Annotated in this window: 16 protein-coding genes; 9 read left to right on the top strand and 7 right to left on the bottom strand. The window is 38.3% G+C overall.

Translation table 11 applies throughout. From position 1 onward, the window contains the following. Positions 1 to 43: 43 nt before the first annotated feature. Positions 44 to 238 (bottom strand): hypothetical protein, encoded by a 195-nt coding sequence (locus Q4597_RS14240; protein WP_215442118.1) that lies wholly within the window; start codon positions 236 to 238, stop codon positions 44 to 46. Next, the gene (locus tag Q4597_RS14235) at positions 235 to 900 is read right to left on the bottom strand and encodes a hypothetical protein (RefSeq protein WP_215911932.1); all 666 of its coding nucleotides are present in this window, start codon (positions 898 to 900) and stop codon (positions 235 to 237) included. The genes Q4597_RS14240 and Q4597_RS14235 overlap by 4 nt, the downstream gene beginning before the upstream one ends. 281 nt (positions 901 to 1,181) lie before the next feature. Here Q4597_RS14235 and Q4597_RS14230 point away from each other — a divergent pair, with 281 nt between their 5' ends. Beyond that, positions 1,182 to 2,192, top strand: coding sequence for a hypothetical protein (locus Q4597_RS14230; RefSeq protein WP_303406742.1), 1,011 nt, complete (start codon positions 1,182 to 1,184; stop codon positions 2,190 to 2,192). Positions 2,193 to 2,339: 147 nt separating this feature from the next. After that, the gene (locus Q4597_RS14225; RefSeq protein WP_303406741.1) at positions 2,340 to 3,725 is read left to right on the top strand and encodes a P-loop NTPase fold protein; all 1,386 of its coding nucleotides are present in this window, start codon (positions 2,340 to 2,342) and stop codon (positions 3,723 to 3,725) included. Positions 3,726 to 3,818: 93 nt separating this feature from the next. Here Q4597_RS14225 and Q4597_RS14220 read toward each other — a convergent pair whose 3' ends face one another. Genes Q4597_RS14220 through Q4597_RS14210 form a run of 3 tightly spaced genes read right to left on the bottom strand, consistent with a single transcriptional unit; the run spans position 3,819 to position 5,972 of the window. After that, positions 3,819 to 4,907, bottom strand: coding sequence for a hypothetical protein (locus tag Q4597_RS14220; protein WP_303406740.1), 1,089 nt, complete (start codon positions 4,905 to 4,907; stop codon positions 3,819 to 3,821). Further along, entirely contained in the window at positions 4,891 to 5,430 is a 540-nt protein-coding gene (locus Q4597_RS14215) for a hypothetical protein (protein ID WP_303406739.1), read from the bottom strand. Before Q4597_RS14215 ends, Q4597_RS14220 begins: the two co-directional genes overlap by 17 nt. Next, positions 5,430 to 5,972 (bottom strand): RNA polymerase sigma factor, encoded by a 543-nt coding sequence (locus Q4597_RS14210; protein WP_289062778.1) that lies wholly within the window; start codon positions 5,970 to 5,972, stop codon positions 5,430 to 5,432. Before Q4597_RS14210 ends, Q4597_RS14215 begins: the two co-directional genes overlap by 1 nt. Positions 5,973 to 6,216: 244 nt before the next feature. Here Q4597_RS14210 and Q4597_RS14205 point away from each other — a divergent pair, with 244 nt between their 5' ends. Further along, on the top strand, positions 6,217 to 8,625 hold the full coding sequence (locus tag Q4597_RS14205; RefSeq protein WP_303406738.1) for a TonB-dependent receptor: 2,409 nt from the start codon (positions 6,217 to 6,219) through the stop codon (positions 8,623 to 8,625). Between the two features lie 5 nt (positions 8,626 to 8,630). Beyond that, positions 8,631 to 9,476 (top strand): DUF4249 domain-containing protein, encoded by an 846-nt coding sequence (locus Q4597_RS14200; protein ID WP_303406737.1) that lies wholly within the window; start codon positions 8,631 to 8,633, stop codon positions 9,474 to 9,476. 214 nt (positions 9,477 to 9,690) lie between these two features. Here the strand turns inward: Q4597_RS14200 and Q4597_RS14195 are convergent, their stop codons facing one another. Next, positions 9,691 to 10,497 (bottom strand): DUF1853 family protein, encoded by an 807-nt coding sequence (locus Q4597_RS14195; protein WP_303406736.1) that lies wholly within the window; start codon positions 10,495 to 10,497, stop codon positions 9,691 to 9,693. Between the two features lie 152 nt (positions 10,498 to 10,649). Between Q4597_RS14195 and Q4597_RS14190 the strand changes: the two genes are divergently transcribed. The 3 genes from Q4597_RS14190 to Q4597_RS14180 all read left to right on the top strand — a co-directional run bounded on the left by Q4597_RS14190 (position 10,650) and on the right by Q4597_RS14180 (position 14,857). Beyond that, positions 10,650 to 12,047, top strand: coding sequence for a Gfo/Idh/MocA family protein (locus Q4597_RS14190; RefSeq protein WP_303406735.1), 1,398 nt, complete (start codon positions 10,650 to 10,652; stop codon positions 12,045 to 12,047). Between the two features lie 119 nt (positions 12,048 to 12,166). Next, positions 12,167 to 13,324 carry a VWA domain-containing protein gene (locus Q4597_RS14185; RefSeq protein WP_289042181.1) on the top strand — a complete coding sequence of 386 codons (1,158 nt, stop codon included), beginning with the start codon at positions 12,167 to 12,169 and terminating at the stop codon, positions 13,322 to 13,324. Positions 13,325 to 13,387: 63 nt separating this feature from the next. Beyond that, the gene (locus tag Q4597_RS14180) at positions 13,388 to 14,857 is read left to right on the top strand and encodes an AAA family ATPase (protein ID WP_303406732.1); all 1,470 of its coding nucleotides are present in this window, start codon (positions 13,388 to 13,390) and stop codon (positions 14,855 to 14,857) included. A 74-nt stretch (positions 14,858 to 14,931) separates the two neighbouring features. Here Q4597_RS14180 and Q4597_RS14175 read toward each other — a convergent pair whose 3' ends face one another. Continuing rightward, a complete protein-coding gene (locus Q4597_RS14175) occupies positions 14,932 to 16,296 on the bottom strand; it encodes a hypothetical protein (RefSeq protein ID WP_303406730.1) in 1,365 nt (454 codons plus the stop codon). A 315-nt stretch (positions 16,297 to 16,611) separates the two neighbouring features. Between Q4597_RS14175 and Q4597_RS14170 the strand changes: the two genes are divergently transcribed. Beyond that, positions 16,612 to 18,930, top strand: coding sequence for a chondroitinase-B domain-containing protein (locus tag Q4597_RS14170; RefSeq protein WP_303406728.1), 2,319 nt, complete (start codon positions 16,612 to 16,614; stop codon positions 18,928 to 18,930). Between the two features lie 32 nt (positions 18,931 to 18,962). Further along, positions 18,963 to 20,021 carry a polysaccharide lyase family 7 protein gene (locus Q4597_RS14165; protein ID WP_303406725.1) on the top strand — a complete coding sequence of 353 codons (1,059 nt, stop codon included), beginning with the start codon at positions 18,963 to 18,965 and terminating at the stop codon, positions 20,019 to 20,021. Positions 20,022 to 20,059: the final 38 nt, after the last annotated feature.

Genomic DNA, 20,059 nt, shown 5'->3' with positions numbered 1-20,059 from the left:
TTAAGCTTGCTCTAGACCAAGCTGGTTGATGAATTGTACTGTTTTAGGCGTGGGTTAGACGCTCTTGTAGCTGCACCACGGGAATCCACTGAAAATTGATGGGAGACCACTCTACTTCCACTGTGGAATTACTGGTGAAATTGTTCTTAAGAAACACTTGATTGTTCTCACTGAATACGTGCTGTGTTTCGATTACGTCATGACAATGTGCGCAAATTCCTTTGTTCGTTGCTTTCATTGGATGTTCTTTTTATAGCGGTTTCTACCCATGTTAAAAATGCCCACTTTTATTCCTAGTCCGGCAGAGAAGCCGTTTATGCGGGTAGTACGTGTTGGGGGAAGTTCTATTCTACTGGAAAATCTGTATTTTACGCCTGCTTCCAATTGCAGATAGCGGGAGACATTAAAGAGGGCACTTATTCCTGGTTCGGCCACGAAGACTACATCAAAATCGTCTTCGGTAAGTTCTTCTTCATAATCTTCATCATGAAAGTTATTTTCAATATAGCCTACACCACCGGCACCTACCAATAGCGGAAATGAAAGGTTTACGCGCTTTTTGCTAAAAAAAATAGGCTCTAGATGAAGACCTCCGTAAGCTCCTATTAAATCTTCGTTGCGAGAAAGACTATTGTTAAATACATCCTGTTCCGAATAAAGAAAGGTACCTGCAAAACCAACCTCAAATTGTTGGTTGGCCACATAGGCAACTTTTAATCCGCCGGTAAAAGAAGGTTCGCCATCTATCTCTCCGGCGCCAAGGTCAAGTCCCAAATAAACCCCATGCACCACATTATTGCGGTCGTTGAACTCTAGGTATTCGTCAGATTCATCTTGTCCAAAACTTGAAAAGGTAACTCCTGATACAAGAAAAAGGAGACTCATTTTAAGTAGTTTCATCACTGTTCGTTTTTCGATTGATTACCTAATAGACAACCGAAACCCTAAAAAGTTGCATATAAAATGAATTTTTTTTGAAAAAAGTTTTTTTGCACCTACAACCAATACAAATAACCTGCTTTTATTTACTGATGATTCATTAGAAAAAGGAGTTTAGAATAACTAGAGTTTGAGTAATAGGGGATTTTAAATTTTTTGTAGCTAAAATTGCAGGTTTTAGCTAAATTTAACTTGTAATCAGTCTGTTGCATCTGGTAACGGACACTAACCGACCAACCAAAATGAAGATTATAGGTTCTTTTTCCAAACTTTTAACGGTAACTCTAGTATGGTTTTTATTCGCTTCTTTTATAGAAAACTCAGCCGATAATACAATTCTACCCAGTGAACCGCAAACATTGGAATTTAATGTAGACGGACTTTACTTTGCGGAGTTCTACGACTATATTTTTAGAGGACATTTTGAGGAAATCACCATGAAACGTGAGGATATGGAATTTCTTTTGATTTTTGGACAATATCTCAGGGCATATGGTGGTGGTTGTGCGGCATACTTGCCGAGTGACAAGGTTGAGATTATGGATCAGGTATGCGCCACAGAAGAAGTAACTAGAGACGGTTTTGGTACGGAAATCAGCCGGGTTTGCATGCGTTACGAGTGGGTGGGTTCAGGACTTTATGCACGTCCTGACTTGTACAAAGCTAAAATGGAGGTAGAGGGCATACAGCGTTCGGATGGTTTGCGCACAACCATGCAAATGATTCTAGACCCAAATGCCATGGGAAATTCTGTGGATATGATCCACAAGACAAAAGGACTTCAAAATGATATGGTTCAACTGTATAAATTGAATGCTTGTGATAGCCCGGGATTAAGACGCTTTGAAGAAAACCTGAAACGTTTCGCTTTAAACGAAGCCTCAATTCGAACAAAGGAAAGTAGCAAGTATACTGAGATGAAGGCGTCTGGAGGCCCTACTGGCACTCAGAATTTCACAAAATTGGTAGATGATTTGGTGGGTGACCAGGCCAAAACCTGGGCGTTTAACCGCTATGTGGCGGGTAGTGTATCTGGGGTAACCGTATCTTCACGAGATGGTCAAGGCAGACCCACTCAGTTAAGTGCAGGTTATACCTATTCGGGCTTTAGCGGAAATAGTAAGGGTTCGGTTCGTATTACTTTTGAAAACGGAATTCCTAAGTGTATCTATTTCTTTGATTTCCCTCAAAACTGTAAAACGCCCAATAGTAGTATTTCGGCCTCTTATGCCCAAGGGGATTATGCTAAGTAATTTGTTTGTCTCATGAATATATTGTTGATTAGGTTACAGTTTTCTATAATGAGATTATTCAGGAAATCAAGAATTTTGTTGAAGAAAAATTAAAGGACTGGCTAGTCTTTTAGGAATTCATAGTTGATAATTTATAGAAAAGTATAAATGAGCATCAGAAAACTAGAGTTGATTATTAATGAAAACGAACCTTTTGAGGGGTGTGAATTAAACCGTGAAAGGTATGCTGATATTCTTACATCAATAGTTAGGTCATATGATGATGGTTTTGTTTTAGCTATTAATAATAAATGGGGGGCAGGTAAAACTACGTTTGTGAAAATGTGGGAAGCAAAGCTTAAAAGTCAAAAATATCGAACTATATATTTTAATGCTTGGGAAAATGATTTTGAAGATAATCCTCTAATAGCTCTCATGGGAGAGCTCAAAACTCTTACGAGCAAAACCACTGAAAAAAAGTTTAAATCAGTTTTAAAAAAAGCCTCAGTGCTTTCAAAACATATTGCCCCAATTTTAGTTAAAGCAATTGCGGACAAGTACGTAGATACTAATTCTGCAAAGGAAGCTTTTGTTGAAATTTCAAAAGGAATTACAGATATTTTTGAAAATGAGGTGAATCAGTATATTAAGAAGAAAGAAAGTATCCAAAACTTTAAAAATAGCTTGGCAAAATTTATCGCAGATACCAACAGAAACGTGGAAGAGGAGATAAAACCTGTAGTTTTTATTGTTGATGAATTGGATAGGTGCAGACCCAATTATGCAGTCCTAATTTTGGAGCAAATAAAACATTTTTTCAGTATTCCAAATATTGTTTTTGTCTTGTCAATTGATAAAGTGCAACTTGGCCATGCGATTTGTGGAGTTTATGGAAGTGATAAAATTGATTCAGAGGAATATTTAAGAAGGTTTATTGATATTGAATATACAATTCCAAATCCAGAGGAAGATACTTATTATAAGTACTTGTATGATTATTTTAAGTTAAGCAATTTTTTTAACGAATCAGAAAAAGATGATTTTAATGCCATTTCTCAACTACTTTTTAGTGATGGAAATGTTTCACTAAGACAACAAGAGAAAATCTTTGCACTTACGGGGCTCTCATTGAAGAGTTTTAGTAGTAGAGTTCAAGTTGTTCCAGGATTATTCTTGTTTTTGGTTTTTATCAAAATAATGGATACTAGTTTTTATAATGAGTTCAAAAATAAAAAGCTATCCGTTGAGAAAATTCAGCACAACTTTTATAATCATTTTAAAAATAAAATTGATGATAGATTTAGACACAAATTATTGTTTCTTGAAGCTTACCTCTTAGTTTTTAACTTTCATTTTAACAATCCAAACTCCAGGGATAGGCTCTATAATTATGATAAAGAAACTGGTGAGAATATACTCTCAATAGAGTCTATAATTGGAAGCGAAATTTTTCTCGGATATATAGTTGATGTATATCGAAGTGTAAATACCTTAGAATTAAACGATTACATTACTCGAATAGATTTGTTAGAGAGTGTAAATACGAATAATTAGAAGTAATTTTTTAACTATTGTTACTCACTACTCACTACTCACTACTCACTACTCACTACTCGGTACTCCATACTCAATACTAATCACTAACCACTATAGCTCCTTCAATAAAACCACTCCTTTGTTTCCAGTAATGGAAATACGCCCTATTGGATTCTTCCCGTAAGTGGCTTTAATTTCCCGCAGTTTCTTGCCTTTGTCCAGTATATGGGAGTCTACTTCGTAAAATGATTTGGGCAAACGCACCAAGCCTTCTTCTACCACTGCTGTAAATTGGTGCGGGAAGTCCATAATATTAAGGCTTACTTCCGATGATTCTTGTTCAATGGCAATTTTACTACTAGGGTTTATGATGTTCTCCACTGCAAAATCCGATATTTTTAAAACCAGGTCTATATCATTTCCCAAACGGTTTAAACGAATGTTACTGAATTTAAGCATTCCGTATAGCGTGTTTACTTCTTCAAGGTCAACCTCATCTTTGTTAGAATAGAATTCCAAAGAACCAATGGTGTGCATATCAATCTCACTGCCGGCACTGTTCAGTCGCATGGTTTTGGAATTGTCCATGTCCAGTCCGCCATTTTTTAGGTCCAGGTTGCCGTAATTAATATTTTTGGCCCTAAGCTTTCCGTATTTGATAACCACATCGGCTTTGTTCAGGTTGTCATTGATCCACATATCGCCATGCTGCACATCGGCTTTTAAAATACCGATCCAGTCTTCAATAAAAACATCACCAAACTTATTTATGATTTCCAGTTCAGCCTTTTCCGGCATATACACTTTGTAATCTATTTGAACATTACTTCGGTCAAAATCAAAAGGGTTGGCCTTATCAAAAAGGTTGGAAAAGAATCCCGAGCTGGTCTCACCAATTTCATAGCCCATAGAAATAAAGTTTTCACTGTCCTTGATTACGGGGTGTATGCGCTCCAAAAGTTCTTGGGCATTGTCTTTCTTTTTATGGGTAACCGTAATATTAACGGTAATGGAGACCTCGTTTTTTGTCCACCCATAGATGTTTACGTTGCCGTATTTATTATCCAAATGAACTTCACCTGCATTGGTAAACCCATATGTTTTTGTTACTTTTTTAGACACCTTTTCCTGCGCCATGACCGGAAGGCCAAAGACTATCGCCGCAGCGAAAAGGAGCAGTTTTTTATAAAGTGTATCCATAGTCGTCATCATTTAATTTTGATTCGTTTAACTGGCGCAAAAGATTTTCAATGAGCTCTATGCGCTTTCTGTAGTTGGAAACAATGGCTTCCAGTACCAGTTCATTATCTAGGTTGTTCTGCATCTCCAACTTTAGCTGGTCATATTCCTTATCTAGGTCATCCATAAAGGATAGAAATTCGGCTTTATCCGCATCCGAGAGATTCTCGTTTTTCTGCACCAATTGTACTTGGTAGGACACTAAATCTTGGTAGTGCATATCTATATCCTGTAATTCCTTGGAAACAAATGTGTTATCATTGGCGGAGCTGCCTAAAAAGGTAATGCCAATAAGACTTGAAATCCCCAAAATAATAAGCACAGTGGCTGCTACCCGGAATACGGGCGATTTCCATAACGGCACCACTTTGGGTTTGGGCGGGTCTAATTTAGCTTCTATGTTAGCCCAGAGTTTGGCACGGTCTGCTTTGTGGTCATCAAATGCCGCCCTGTTCTCCCTGATATGTTTTTCAAAATTGTCCATTATAATGTGTTTATAATTTCAACGAGTTTCTTTTTTGCCCTGTGGTACTGTGATTTTGAGGTGGAGGTTGAAATGCCCAATACTTCGCCTATTTCCATATGGTCATAACCTTCCAACAGGTACAGATTAATTATATTTTTGTAACCTAAAGGCAGTTTTTCTATACCTCTTTTTACCTTTTCCACATCCGTTTTATCTATCGGTTCGTTGCTCGGTTCTTCCGTAAGGTGGTATTCATGGTCGTCCATTGCCGCAAGGGGTAGTCGCTTAACCTTTAAGTGATTAATGCTTTTGTTGATGACTATCCGTTTAAGCCATGCTCCAAAGGTGCTTTCGTATTTAAAGTTGTGTAAATTCTTGAATGCATCTACAAAGCTGTCCTGTACAATATCTTCCGCGTCTTCTTTAATCCCCAAAAATCGCATACCAATATTGTACATGGCATCTACATAGAGTTCGTACAGTTGGTACTGTGCGTTTCTATCGCCAGACTTGCTATTTTCAACAAGTGATTTGTGCCTAAAACGAATATCGGTTTCCAATTAATTTAAGAGGGTTGATTGTACTCTAAATTACATTTCAATAACAAAGACAAGCAAAAGTTGCAAGGGTTGCATTTGGTGAGAAATATTTAACACTAAGGTATAAATATACGGGTACTTATCCTTTGGCTATGTATTAGCTTCGCAACTTTAATCATTTTAAATAAAAATGAATGGGCATGCAACCTTCTTAAAAACCAGTTGTCCATAGAGGTGTTCATCAATCAAAACTAAAATAAGTAAAATGACAAAAAAAGTAACGAATAGTTTATGGGCATTACGGCTAACGGCCGTTCTGAGCGTACTGCTATTATTGATAAGCGCACATGGTTTTGCGCAAGAGAGTTATACCGTAAGTGGTAAAATTAGTGATAAGGCAGATGGCGAAACCCTCTTTGGGGCTTCCGTATTTTTGGAAGGAACCACAATTGGGGTGGTTACCAATGAGTACGGGTTTTATTCCATTACCGCTCCAAAAGGGGAGTACCGCTTGCTTATTTCCTATATGGGATATGCAGAAATGTACAAAGAAGTAATTTTGGATAGAAACCAAAAGTTCAATTTTGAAATCTCGGAATTGTCTACTGAACTAGAGGAAGTTGTGGTTACGGCAGACGAACCTGAAAGGGCAATTTTGCGTAAACCGGAAATGAGCGTGGTTAAAATGAACATTGCCACCGTAAAACAAATGCCCGTAGTTTTAGGGGAAGTAGATATTTTAAAATCGCTACAGATGCTCCCTGGTGTGACCAATAATGGGGAGGGCACCGGTGGCTTTCACGTACGTGGGGGCGCAGGAGACCAAAACTTGGTACTATTGGATGAGGCCATTATTTATAATACTTCGCATATGTTCGGTTTTTTCTCTGTTTTTAATGCCGATGCCATTAAGGATGTAAAATTGTACAAAGGAGGTATTCCGGCCAGATATGGCGGAAGGGTTTCATCCGTATTGGATGTGCGCCAAAAAGATGGTAATAGCAAACAATTTGCAGCAACAGGAGGAATTGGAATAATTTCTAGCAGATTGGCTCTAGAAGGTCCTTTGTTTAAAGAAAAAGGATCGTTCTTAATAGCTGGGAGACGTTCATATGCAGACCTTTTGTTAAAGGCGGCAGGAGAAGATAATAGCGTTAGTTTTTACGATTTAAACTTAAAAACGAACTACAAAATCAATGCGAACAATAGGTTGTTTCTTTCGGGTTATTTTGGAAGGGATGCCTTTGAGTTGGGTGAAAACTTCACAAGTAGCTATGGAAATTCAACGGGTAACTTACGTTGGAACCATATTTTTAATGCCAAGCTTTTCTCCAACCTATCTGCGGTGTACAGTAAATATGATTATGATTTGGGTATAACCACGGCAGAGTTTGATTGGGTTTCTTCAATCACAAATTATAACCTGAAGTATGATTTTAAATACTACTTCAGTGATAAGTTTAAGTTGGATTTTGGTGCAAGTGGCATATACTATGACTTTGATCCTGGGGAAATTAGGCCTACTTCAGAAACATCTGCCGTAAACCCTCTTAAACTTGATCAAAAAAGAGCTTTGGAAAGTGGGGTATATGTAAATGCCGAGCATAAACTAACGGATAAATTAACGGCACAATACGGATTGCGTTATAGCGCATTCTCAAGATTAGGGGGTCAGCCTATGGTTGATTATGCCAATAATCAACCAGTGGTCTACAATTCTGAATTGGGTATCTACCAGCGTGGTACGCCTGTAGGGGAGACCAATTATGAAAAAGGAGATGCCATAGAAAAATTTGGCAATTTAGAACCAAGGGCTTCGCTAGCGTATATATTAAACGAAAACTCTTCATTAAAAGTCGGCTTTTCCAGAGTGGCGCAATACATTCATTTATTGTCCAATACGTCTTCTGCAACGCCATTGGACGTGTGGACACCAAGCGGACAGTTCATAAAACCGCAATTATCCAATCAATATGCATTGGGGTATTTCAGAAACTTCAAGGATAAAGCCTATTCTATGGAGGCAGAAGTGTATTTCAAAAATACCGATAACAGAATCGATTATATTGACGGATCTGATTTAATAGGTCAAAACACTATTGAAACCGAAATTTTAACGGGTGAATCAAGAGCGTATGGTCTGGAGTTGTTACTTCGTAAAAACGAGGGTGATTTTACTGGATGGATTGCCTATACATTATCAAAATCCGAACAACGTACTCCAGGAGGTATAGCTGGTGGCCTAGGAATTAATAATGGCGAATGGTACAATACCCCATACGATAGAACACATGATATTTCTATTTCAGGATCATATAAGTTGAATGAAAAATTAAGTTTTGGTGCCAATCTTGTTTTTCAAACTGGTAGACCGGTAACTTACCCAAACGGACAGTATGAGTACGAAGGAATTTCTGTTGCCAGTTATGCCGATAGAAATTCTGATCGCTTACCCGCTTACCATCGCTTAGATTTATCCGTGAATTATAAACCGAATAGAAAACCACAAAATAGACTTAAGGGAGAGTGGGTGTTAGGTATTTACAATGCATATAATCGTAAAAATGTGGCCTCTATTTCCTTTGGTCAAAATTTGGAGACCGGTGCAAACGAAGCTACCAGAACCGCCATTTTTGGAATTGTTCCTTCCTTAACTTATAACTTTAAATTTTAAAAAAAATGCGTAATTACATAAAAATAACAGCACTCTCTTTGATGGGGTTACTAGCATCCTGTACGGATGTTGTTGATGTAGAAGTTCAGCAAGGCCCGACCCGTTTGGTTATTCAAGCATCGCTAGATTGGGAGAAAGGCACTACGGGAAATGAACAGCTGGTGAAGCTGAGCACCTCAACCGAATTTTTTGATACAACGAACAACACTGCCGTTACGGGAGCATCGGTTTCGGTGACCAATGACGCCAGTGGAGCGGAATTTATTTTTACCGATCAGAATAATGGAGAATATACTACCACTGAGTTTGTACCTGTTTTAAATCAATCGTACACCTTAAATGTTGTTCATGACGGAGAAACCTATACGGCACAGGAAACATTGATGCCCGTTACGGATATTACGGATTTGTACCAAGATAGGGAAGATGGTTTTGACGATGAAGAATTGGAATTACATGTTGAATTTACGGACCCTGCCAATGAAGAGAATTACTATTTCTTTAAATTTCAAAGAGAAGGAGACCTACTACCTGAGTTTGAAGTAGGGGACGATGAATTCGTTAATGGAAATGAAATTGATTGGTGGTATGAACTGGAAGAAGATGAGGATACCGATAAAATTGATGTTTTAAAGCCTGGAGATGTGGTGGCCATAGAAATGTACGGTATTTCTGAAGCGTATTATGATTACATGGATATTTTAATTGATCAAATAGGTGGGGTTGATATTTTTTCGGCTACGCCTGTAGCGGTAAAAGGTAACTGCATCAACTTAACAAATCCCGATAATTACGCCCATGGCTATTTTAGGCTAACGGAAGTAAACAGAACAAGCTATACGTTTGAGTAAATTAAGTATGGAGTATTTAGTAGTTAGTATTGAGTTTTTGGCTTAAAAGTGAATGTTGTGGGGTCTTCTGTAGGTAGTGTAAGATTCATTTCAAGATAAATAATTGCTGCAAACTTGTTTGCTTAAATTCAATATCATTAAATTCTACTAACTACTAACTACTAACTACTAACTACTAACTACTAACTACTAACTACTAACTACTAACTACTAACTACCACCACACCACGAAAAATTTTTCAAATTCAGTATTTGTTTTTTTCATCCAGAGCATGGGGGCATTTTGGTTCAGGGTGCGCAGGTTTACGTCCATCAAAGTTTCAAAATGAGATGAATATCTTACATTTTTGTGTGGAGTAACGACCCATTCGGATTTGCTGGGTATATAGAATTTGTACTTTTTATAATCACCATTTTCAAAGTCCTCGAACCTTAACCAATAGCCGTAGATACAATCTCTATTTAGAGGAGTAATGTCTACATGGGTATTGGTATGGGGCATAAAGAGTTGGGCTTTGTAACACGCTTGGTGCGTTATATCGTCATGGTTAATTTGATTTTCGGATAACGTTCTAATTCCATTTGTAGAGTGCAAAAGAGGAAACTGCTTGTCCCTGATTTTTTCCATTTTGGTAAAGAACATATCCCTACGGTTGGGACCTATTAACCGGTGTATGGGTTCTGATATGCTTGGGTCAATGATATAGAACTTATAAGTCAATTCAACATGTAGGAGTCTTTCCGTTTCTCTATGCTTTAGTATAAAATCAATTTCACCAATAGTACGGTTTTCTTCTTTTACAGCTTTGTTATGAAGAACAAGGTCGTATGTGTTATTTCTGACGAGCAATTGGGTGAAAACATGTTCCATTTGGTGACCCAAACGTAATTTTTTTGAAATGGGTTTTGGCAGAAACCGTTTCATATGAAGCTCAGGGAACACAAACTGTTCTATACCGAATTGTTCACCTGTCCACAGTGGAGGTGTTTCTAAAAAGCCAAGACATTGTTCTTTTATCATCTTACACGAAGGTATGATCTCTTTGTGGGTTGTCAAAAAAATAATGCATCATTGTAAGACTATGTTAATAGCAGAGGCGAGCGTGTCTAAGTTCCCTAAAACTTCTTTATATTGTAGTTTCATTTCAACAACAACTCACAAAACAAACACAAATGAATTCCAACAGAAGAAACTTCCTAAAAAAAACGTCATTGGTAGGAGCTGGTATTGCCCTAACCCCAAATATTTCAAAAGCTAACTTTTTAGGAACGGAACGACCTTTTTCTGCACAATATATGGGAGGTTTTAAGGCTTCTAAATTGGATAAGGTACGTTTCGCGTTTATAGGTGTAGGGGCAAGAGGTTCAGGTCATGTGGCACAAATTGCCGCGATTGAAGGCACTGAAGTGGTTGCCATTTCAGATCTTTATGAAGATTGGGCCAAAAAATCTGCAGATGTCTGTAAAGAGGCAGGAAAGGGACAGCGACACAAAAAAGTAAAACTGTATACCAATGGGGAGAACGATTGGAAAAAAATGCTAGAAGAACAAAAACCGGACGCAGTTATTATAGCAACACCTTGGGGTTTGCATGCGCCAATGGCCATTGCAGCCATGAATGCCGGTAGCCACGCCTTTGTAGAAGTCCCATTGGCCTTGACTTTAAAAGAAATGTGGGATATAGTTGACACTTCCGAAAAGACAAAGAAGCATTGTATGATGATGGAGAATGTTAACTACGGTAGAGATGAACTATTGTACTTGAACATGTGTCGCGAAGGGGCTATAGGCGAACTTTTACACGGAGAGGCAGCTTATATTCACGAGTTACGTTTTCAAATGAATGAGGTAGACCGTGGTACGGGTTCTTGGAGAACACCGCATTATGCACACAGAAACGGAAACCTTTACCCAACGCATGGTTTAGGGCCTGTGGCGCAATACATGAATATTGGTCGGACTGATGATAACTTTAAATTCATCAATGCTTTTTCATCGCCTGCCAAAGGAAGGCAATTATATGCTGAAAAGAACTTTCCTGTAGACCACAAATGGAACAAACTGGATTATAAAGGAGGAGATATCAATACATCCATCATAAAAACGGATTTAGGTAGAACTATTATGGTGCAGTGGGATGAAACTAGTCCACGACCATACACCCGCCATAACATGATTCAAGGAACAAAAGGTACTTTGGCAGGTTTCCCAACCCGTGTGGCCTTGGAAGGTGGGGTTGAAGGTGCTACGGAAGACCACCATCATTGGGCACAAGATGATGCCTTGGCAAAAATTTATGAAAAATATGAGCATCCTTTGTACAAGCGAGTAGGTGATCTCGCCACTAAAATGGGCGGTCACGGCGGAATGGACTTTATGATGTTGTTCCGTATTGTAGAGTGTTTAAGAAATGGGGAGCCTTTAGACCAGAATGTGTACGAGGGTTGTCTATGGAGTGCGGTTTCTCCTTTAAGTGAGACTTCCGTTGCTGCAAATGGCGCACCACAGGAATTCCCGGATTTCACCCGCGGTGCTTGGAAGACTACGGCGCCATTAGGAATCATCAGTTAAAAAGACCATTTCTTTACAAAATAGCAAAACAGCAATGCTTTGTGAAAGGCAATAGCCTATAACCGTTAACATTTCCTAAAAAGGGAGGTGTTGACGGTTTTATTAACTAATTTTATAGTATGGCTATGAACACAAGAAAAGGGTTTCGGTTTTCAACCTATGAAGCACCGGAACAAACTCCCTTTGAAAAACTTTTTGATATTTTTCAGGAACTCATTACCCATACTTCGGGAGATTTTGATGAGGCCATTGATTGGTTGCGTGAACTGGATAAGGAGTATGAGCTAACAGATGATGAATATACGATTGATGATTTCATAGAGGAGTTAAAAGCAAAAGGATACATTCAAGAAGAATTTGACGATGATGCTGCAGGTGGAGAAGGGGAAGAAGGCGATGAAAACGGCGGAAAGGGAAATATTTCCATTACCGCTAAAATGGAACGCTTGATTCGCCAACGTGCGCTAGACCAGATTTTCGGTAAAATTAAACGTAGCGGCTCAGGTAACCACAAAACCGGAAAATCCGGTCAAGGAGATGAGCATACGGGTGATTTAAGAGAATACCGTTATGGTGATGGTTTAGAGCACATTTCAATGACGGAGAGCCTTAAAAATGCCCAGATCAACCATGGAATGGGTAGCTTTACTTTAAACGAAGATGATTTAGTAGTTGAGGATACGCAACACAAGGCACAGATGAGTACGGTGTTAATGATAGACATTAGTCATAGTATGATTTTGTACGGCGAGGACCGTATTACACCAGCTAAAAAAGTAGCGATGGCACTAGCGGAACTCATTACTACACGCTATCCAAAAGATACCTTGGATATTCTGGTTTTTGGTAACGATGCTTGGCCCATACCTATAAAGGACCTTCCGTATCTAAAAGTGGGACCGTATCATACTAATACGGTAGCGGGACTTCAATTGGCAATGGATATGCTGCGCCGAAAGCGTAATACCAACAAACAGATTTTTATGATTACGGACGGAAAGCCTAGTTGCTTGCGACTACCTGATGGAACATATTATAAGAATAGTGTAGGTCTGGATGACTATATTGTTGAGAAGTGCTATAATATGGCACGCCAGGCTAGAAAATTACATATTCCTATTACCACGTTTATGATAGCCCAAGATGCTTATTTAATGCAGTTTATTCGCCACTTTACGGAAGCGAACAAAGGCAAGGCATTTTTTACCGGGTTAAAAGGTTTGGGTGAAATGATTTTTGAAGATTACGAAGCGAATAGAAAAAAACGATTGAAATAAGATAGACCAATTCCTCTTCATTTCAGACGGACTTGATTTTAAAAGAAAAAGAGATTGCTATATATGAAATTAGATAACAAGAAAATAAAAACACTTGGCGAGTTAAAAGAAGCTGGCTATAAAGTAAAAAGTGTTAAGGATGAATTACGTGACAATCTTATTCAAAAAATAAAAAAAGGAGAAGAAACTTTTCCTGGAGTTTGGGGATATGAAGATTCCGTTATTCCAGAGTTGGAGCGAGCTATTTTATCTAGGCATAATATTAACTTACTAGGTTTACGGGGACAAGCTAAAACACGTTTGGCTCACTTAATGGTCAATCTTTTGGACGAGTATATCCCTGTGGTAGAAGGTTCGGAAATTAACGATGATCCGCTTAAGCCCATGTCAAGATACGCCATGGAATTGATAAAGGAAAAAGGGGATGGCACCCCAGTTTCTTGGTTACATAGAGATGCTCGTTTTGCTGAAAAACTAGCAACACCAGATGTTACCGTAGCCGATTTAATTGGTGATGTAGACCCCATTAAAGCGGCAAACCTGAAGTTATCCTATGCAGATGACAGGGTAATTCATTTTGGAATGATTCCAAGGGCCAACAGGTGTATTTTTGTAATTAATGAACTACCGGATTTACAAGCTAGAATTCAAGTTTCACTTTTTAATATATTGGAGGAAGGAGATATTCAGATTCGTGGGTTTAAATTGAGGCTGCCGTTGGATATTCAATTTGTGTTTACGGCAAACCCTGAAGATTATACCAATAGAGGAAGTATTGTTACCCCACTTAAGGATAGGATTGGCTCACAAATATTAACGCACTATCCGGATGATATTGAAACCGCTAGAAAAATTACGGAACAAGAAGCGAAATTAGATTCGCGCCAAACGGATTCAATTTATGTGCCGGACTTGGCCAAGGATCTTTTAGAGCAAATTATTTTTGAAGCAAGGGATAGCGAGTACGTAGATGCAAAAAGCGGTGTCAGTGCAAGAACAAGTATAACCGCGTTTGAAAATCTTTTGAGTACAGCGGAAAGAAGGGCCTTAGTAACTGATGCCGATAAAACCATGGTACGTTTGAGTGATTTTATGGGTATTATTCCGGCCATTACCGGTAAGATTGAATTGGTTTATGAGGGGGAGCAAGAAGGTGCTGATGGCGTAGCCGAAATATTGATAGATGATGCGGTAAAAAGTTTGTTCCCTAAATATTTCCCGGCCATAAACAAGTTGGAAAGAAAGGATGCAAAAACTCCTTATGATGATTTGTTAAGTTGGTTTTTTCAAGGAGAAGGTTTTGAACTTCTAGATGAATTTACAGATGAAGAATATAAAAGAACCTTAGATAGTATTCCTGAACTTAGCCAGTTGATAAAAGAACATCAACCTGATTTTCCTAAAGAAGATATGTACTTTTTAAAGGAATTGGTTTTATGGGGGTTGGTATCACATAAGAAACTTAGCAAAAACAGATTTGCAGAAGGATACCAATTCAAGGACCTTTACGGAAGTTATATAGACGGGTTGTAGAAATTCACAATCCTAATAAAAGTAAAAAGCCCCTGCATATTTTAAAGGGGCTTTTTCATTGTCATAAAATGTAGTTACTCAATGACCCAAATATCATTGTAATGAGTTCTACTTGAATCTTCTTTGTTAATATTCAATCCTCCAGAAATAAGTATTTTATTCTCAAAAACTACAGAGGCATGTCCCATTCTTGGTTGGTATAAGTCATTGGTAGTTAACTTATTCCATTCGCTACCGTTTTCGGAATACCAAACGTCTGCAAATGTGGTAAGCTCTTGCTCGGTAGTTTCTTCATTCGTTACCGCTTGCCAACCTCCAATGACCCATATTTTGTTGTCATAGATTAATGAGGAATGATTGGCACGAATTTCAAATACAGATTCTGTAGTTACTTCTGTCCAGTTTACACCGTCTGTAGACGTGTGCATGTCATTGTAAAACAGTGGTGAAAAACCCTGTACGGCAGTTCCTCCCATAACATACATCTTACCATCAAACACTACGGTAGTATGGTCTGTACGTGGAGAAAATTGAGCACTTTCGGTAGCTTGTTCCCAAGTAGCTCCATCTTCGGAATACCACACGTCGTTCATTTGCTCAGAACCTTTGTTACCGCCAATTACCCAAAGCTTATCATCATAAACAACTGTTGTATGTCCTTCTCTAGAACCGAATGCACCAACATTTTCGTTTCGCAACCAGTCTTTTCCGTTCGTAGAAGACCAGATATCACTAAAACCACCACCTATTATCCAAAATTTTTCTTTGAACACAATAGCAGTGTGATTGTTTTTACTAAAAAAGTCAAAAGGATTCTCCGCTTCTAACAGCCAATTTTCACCATCAATAGAGGACCACACGTCCTTGAAGCCAGACGAGTCGTTTCCTCCACCGATCATCCAAAGTTTCCCGTTAAATTCAGTAATGCTATGATTTCTTCTGGAACTAAACCCGGCATTAGCAGTTAAAGCCGATTCGGAAAAAGATAGACCTTTAGTACTGAAGCTAAAAGTTTGTGCGCTTTCCGTTGCGCCTCCGTTAGTATCACTAGCAACAACTTTCCAGTAGTAAACCTTATTTTTTTCTAAACCTTCAACAATATTAAATTCTGGAGTTGTAAGGTTTTCTGCAAGAATACTTTGCGGTGTTTCTTCTTCGTCTAAAAGAAGAGTATATGTAATATCATCTCCATCAGAATCAATAGCTGCTGACCAAGATAGTGTAGGGTTTAGGCCAACATCGGCCGTGCCATCTTCTAACATAGTTAGACTAAAAGAATCCGGAGCGGCATTTTCAGGTTGTTGTTCTTCTTCCTTTGGCTGTTCTTCCTCTGATTGTTCTGTTTCCTTTTCGGGGATTTCTAATGGTAAATCGTCATCGGAACAGGCATTAAGGGTGACTAAGGAGATGCCGATTAAAAAGTAATTTTTAAAAGTCATAATAGGGGTTTTTAAGTTCAACAACATAACTGTGGTGGTATAGTAATATTGCAGTGGTTCAATGCGATTAGACCAAGTGTTCATTATTCTAGATTTAGGTCGCGTTTACAATCCAGAAAGTATTTTTTTAGGGAGTTAAAGTCTTTAATATTTCTATTTAATAAAGAGGATAGTCTGTAAATAATTTGTTTGGTATGATTAAATGATTATATTTGGTAAACCAGTTTGGTAAACCAATTATAAATACGGGTAAATATTGGGCATTCTCAACAATGTAAAGTATCCAATTGAACTACATCTCAACACATCTGAATAATGAAAACTAACCTGTTAATCATAAGTGCAGCGCTTTTATTCCTCTCTTTTTCACAACCCCCAAAACAAGAAGGGGCTTATGTAAAAGATATTGTAGAACTCCATAAGGCAATAGGCAATGCAGGTCCTGGTGACGAAATTATCATGGCCAATGGAGATTGGAACAATGTTCAAATCCGTTTTGTGGGTTATGGAAAAGAAAATGCGCCAATTACCTTACGTGCCGAAACAGCAGGTAAAGTGGTTATTGGCGGAAAATCCGATTTAAAACTGGGCGGAGATTATCTCGTTGTTAGTGGTTTAAACTTTGTTAATGGTTCATCTCCTTCTGATGCGGTCATTGAATTTGCCATTAGTGAAGATACGGTGGCCAATCATTCTCGGGTTACAAATTCCGTGATTCTGGATTTTAATAAGTCCCAAAAAAACCAGACAGACCTCTGGGTTCTATTTAAAGGGAGACATAATGAGTTGGACCATTGTTATATAGCGGGTAAATCCAATAGAGGGCCTACTGTACGGATTGATCTTGCAGGGAATAATAGCATAAAGAATTACCATAAGATACACCATAACTATTTTGGGCCTAGACCTCCTAAGGGTGGTCCTAGTGCAGAAACCATACAGCTTGGCAATAGTTTTACCTCCATGGCACCTAGTTATACCCTTGTTGAAAATAACTTTTTTGATAAATGTAATGGTGAAGTGGAGATTATTTCCAGTAAATCAAATTTTAACGAGTTCAGGAATAATGTCTTCTATAAAAGTGAAGGCTCATTGGTAACGAGACACGGGAACTACTGTATTGTTGATGGCAACTACTTTATAGGCGATGCGGATTCTGAGCAAATTGGGGGCGTACGTTTAATTGGTACGGGACATTGGGTAACGAATAATTACTTCTACAACCTAAAAGGTAAAACATTTAGGAGTCCACTTGCTGTAATGAACGGTATTCCAAAATCACCACTTAACAGGTACATACAGGTAACCGATGTAGTAGTAGCTTATAATACTTGGGTAGATTGCGATTCACCATTGCAGTTTGGGGTAGGTTCCAATATTGATCAGAAAGATATTTTGCCTGCTTCTGAAATAAGGTCCGAGAGGCCTATTAGGACCATTGTTGCCAACAACCTTATTTATAATAGCACGGGGGATGAACAGCCGGTCGTGGCCCATGACTCATTAGATGGAATAAATTTTAAAAGCAATCTTATAGATAACCAAGGGGTTTCGTTCAAGAAAATTTCTGGTATTAAAACTAAAGATTTTGCCGTTTCAGAATTAGAAAAAAATATATGGATTCCTAAAAGTGACTTAACCGATTCAGAACTTTATAATGGTTTTGAGTTCGATTTAATTACGACTGACCTTTTTGGTAATTCTCGAAAGGAGGTAAACTCGGTAGGAGCCGTAGTTAAAGCACCTGCTGAAAGGCCAAATCTTATGGATGTATCTCAATATGGTCCAGATTGGTATCCAGCTAAATCTTCAAAAAAGGCTTCGCCTAAAACCTATTTAGTAAGTTCAACGGCCAAGTTGGTCAACGCCATTCAGAAAGCAAAAAATGGAGACACTATAGTATTGGCTTCCGCTAAGTACAAAGTGAAAACGTCTTTAAAAATTGATAAACGTCTCACGATAAAATCTACGGATGCCAATAAGAAAGCGACTATCCATTACGCGGGCGCACCGGAAACCCCGGCATTTGAGATGAATCCTAAAGGCGAATTGACTCTAAAAGGAGTGGTTTTAAAAGGAACAAAAACTCAATATGCTTTCGCCAGTTTAAAGAATAATATGTCCAGTTTGTACAACCTAACTGTAGTTGATTCCGAAATATCTGATTTTGACTTTGTTTTAAAGGCCTACAAGCATTCTTTCTCGGAGTATATTCAGCTAAGATATACGACAATCAAAAATTGTAATAACGGTTTGGAACTGTCCGAGGAAACTGATGATAAAGGTGAATACAGTGCAGAGAATATTCTTATTGCCAATTGCACATTTAAAGGAGTGGATAAAAATGTAGTGGACTATTACAGAGGAGGATATGATGAATCTACAGTTGGGGGTAACCTTGTAGTCACCAACAGCAATTTTACACAATGTGGAGCCAAAGAAGAAGATGGAATTTTATTGAATACTTACGGTATTATAAATGTGGAAATTTCAGGGAATTCATTTGCAGATAACCCGGTAAAGTTTGTTGCCCGCTTGTGGGGCGCCAAAAACAATACCCATTCCAACAACGATATTAAAAATTCAGGAGAGCTGATTGTAGAAGAAAACCTTCCGCTTAAACTCATGTATTAATTAATCTCAAATAGAAAAATATCAATTCATAAATGAAAAAATCAGTAATTACGGTAGTCATGGTTTTAGCGCTGATTGGGTGTAAAAACAACTCCAAGTCTACCTCTTCAAATAGTTTGGAGCCCACAGTTTCAACTGAAAATAAAATAAAATACCCGAGTGATGTAATACCGTTTATGGAAGAATGGAAAATTCTTTTAGGTGATGGCACTCGCTCTGAAGAACTTTTAAATTTTGAAAAAAAGGATTTTTTCTATGTTGAGAATGAAGGTGAAACGTATTGGGTAGTCTATAAAACCCCAAACTCTGGGGTAACTTCCCGCACATCTAGCAATACACGAACTGAATTGGGACAAAAGAAACACTGGATTCCCGAGACTGGAGGTAAGCTAACCGGAACGCTTAAAGTGCAACATGTTTCTACCTCAGGAGACGCTAGGGTTGCTGCGTCTTACTCCGTAGTAGTGGGGCAGATTCATAGTGATGAGGGCCATGAGAACGAGCCTATTAAAATCTTTTATAAGAAATTTCCGAGGCATACCAAGGGGTCCGTTTTTTGGAACTATGAAATAAACACCAAAGGAGATAATTCAAAACGATGGGATTATTCTACGGCAGTTTGGGGTAATGATATGTCAGTTGTTGGGGCAACGGCTACTTCATATCCAGAGGAACCAAAAGACGGTATTGCACTGGGCGAAGAATTCAGTTATGAAATAAACGTCTACAAAGGTATAATGCACCTTACTTTTTCCAGTGATGGACATGAGACCGTAAAATTCACAAAAAACTTATTGGAATCCGATTTTACTAAAAATTCTGATATTCCCGAACAAATAAGAACGTTGTACGCGTCTATTGGTAGGGACGGAGTAGAGCGCGAAAATGCCTATGCCGGAGAAATACAGTATTTCAAACAAGGTGCTTACAACCAAACTAATGGTAAAAACCCTGAAGACAACATGGTTTGGAGTACCGGTTCCGAAACTTACGGAGGAGATATTGCCAAACAATATGAAAACGGCTGTTATGCAGAGGTTTGGTTTAAGGAAGCAACTGTGGGAGCAGGAACACCTCCCCAAAAAGAATAAACGGTAAAGCGCCAAAGTAAATTTTAAAACTCAGCTTA

Source organism: Zobellia sp. 1_MG-2023, from assembly GCF_030549125.1.
GTDB lineage: Bacteria > Bacteroidota > Bacteroidia > Flavobacteriales > Flavobacteriaceae > Zobellia > Zobellia russellii.
Note: the sequence above shows the minus strand (reverse complement) of the source record. Positions and strands in the feature narration are given on the sequence as shown.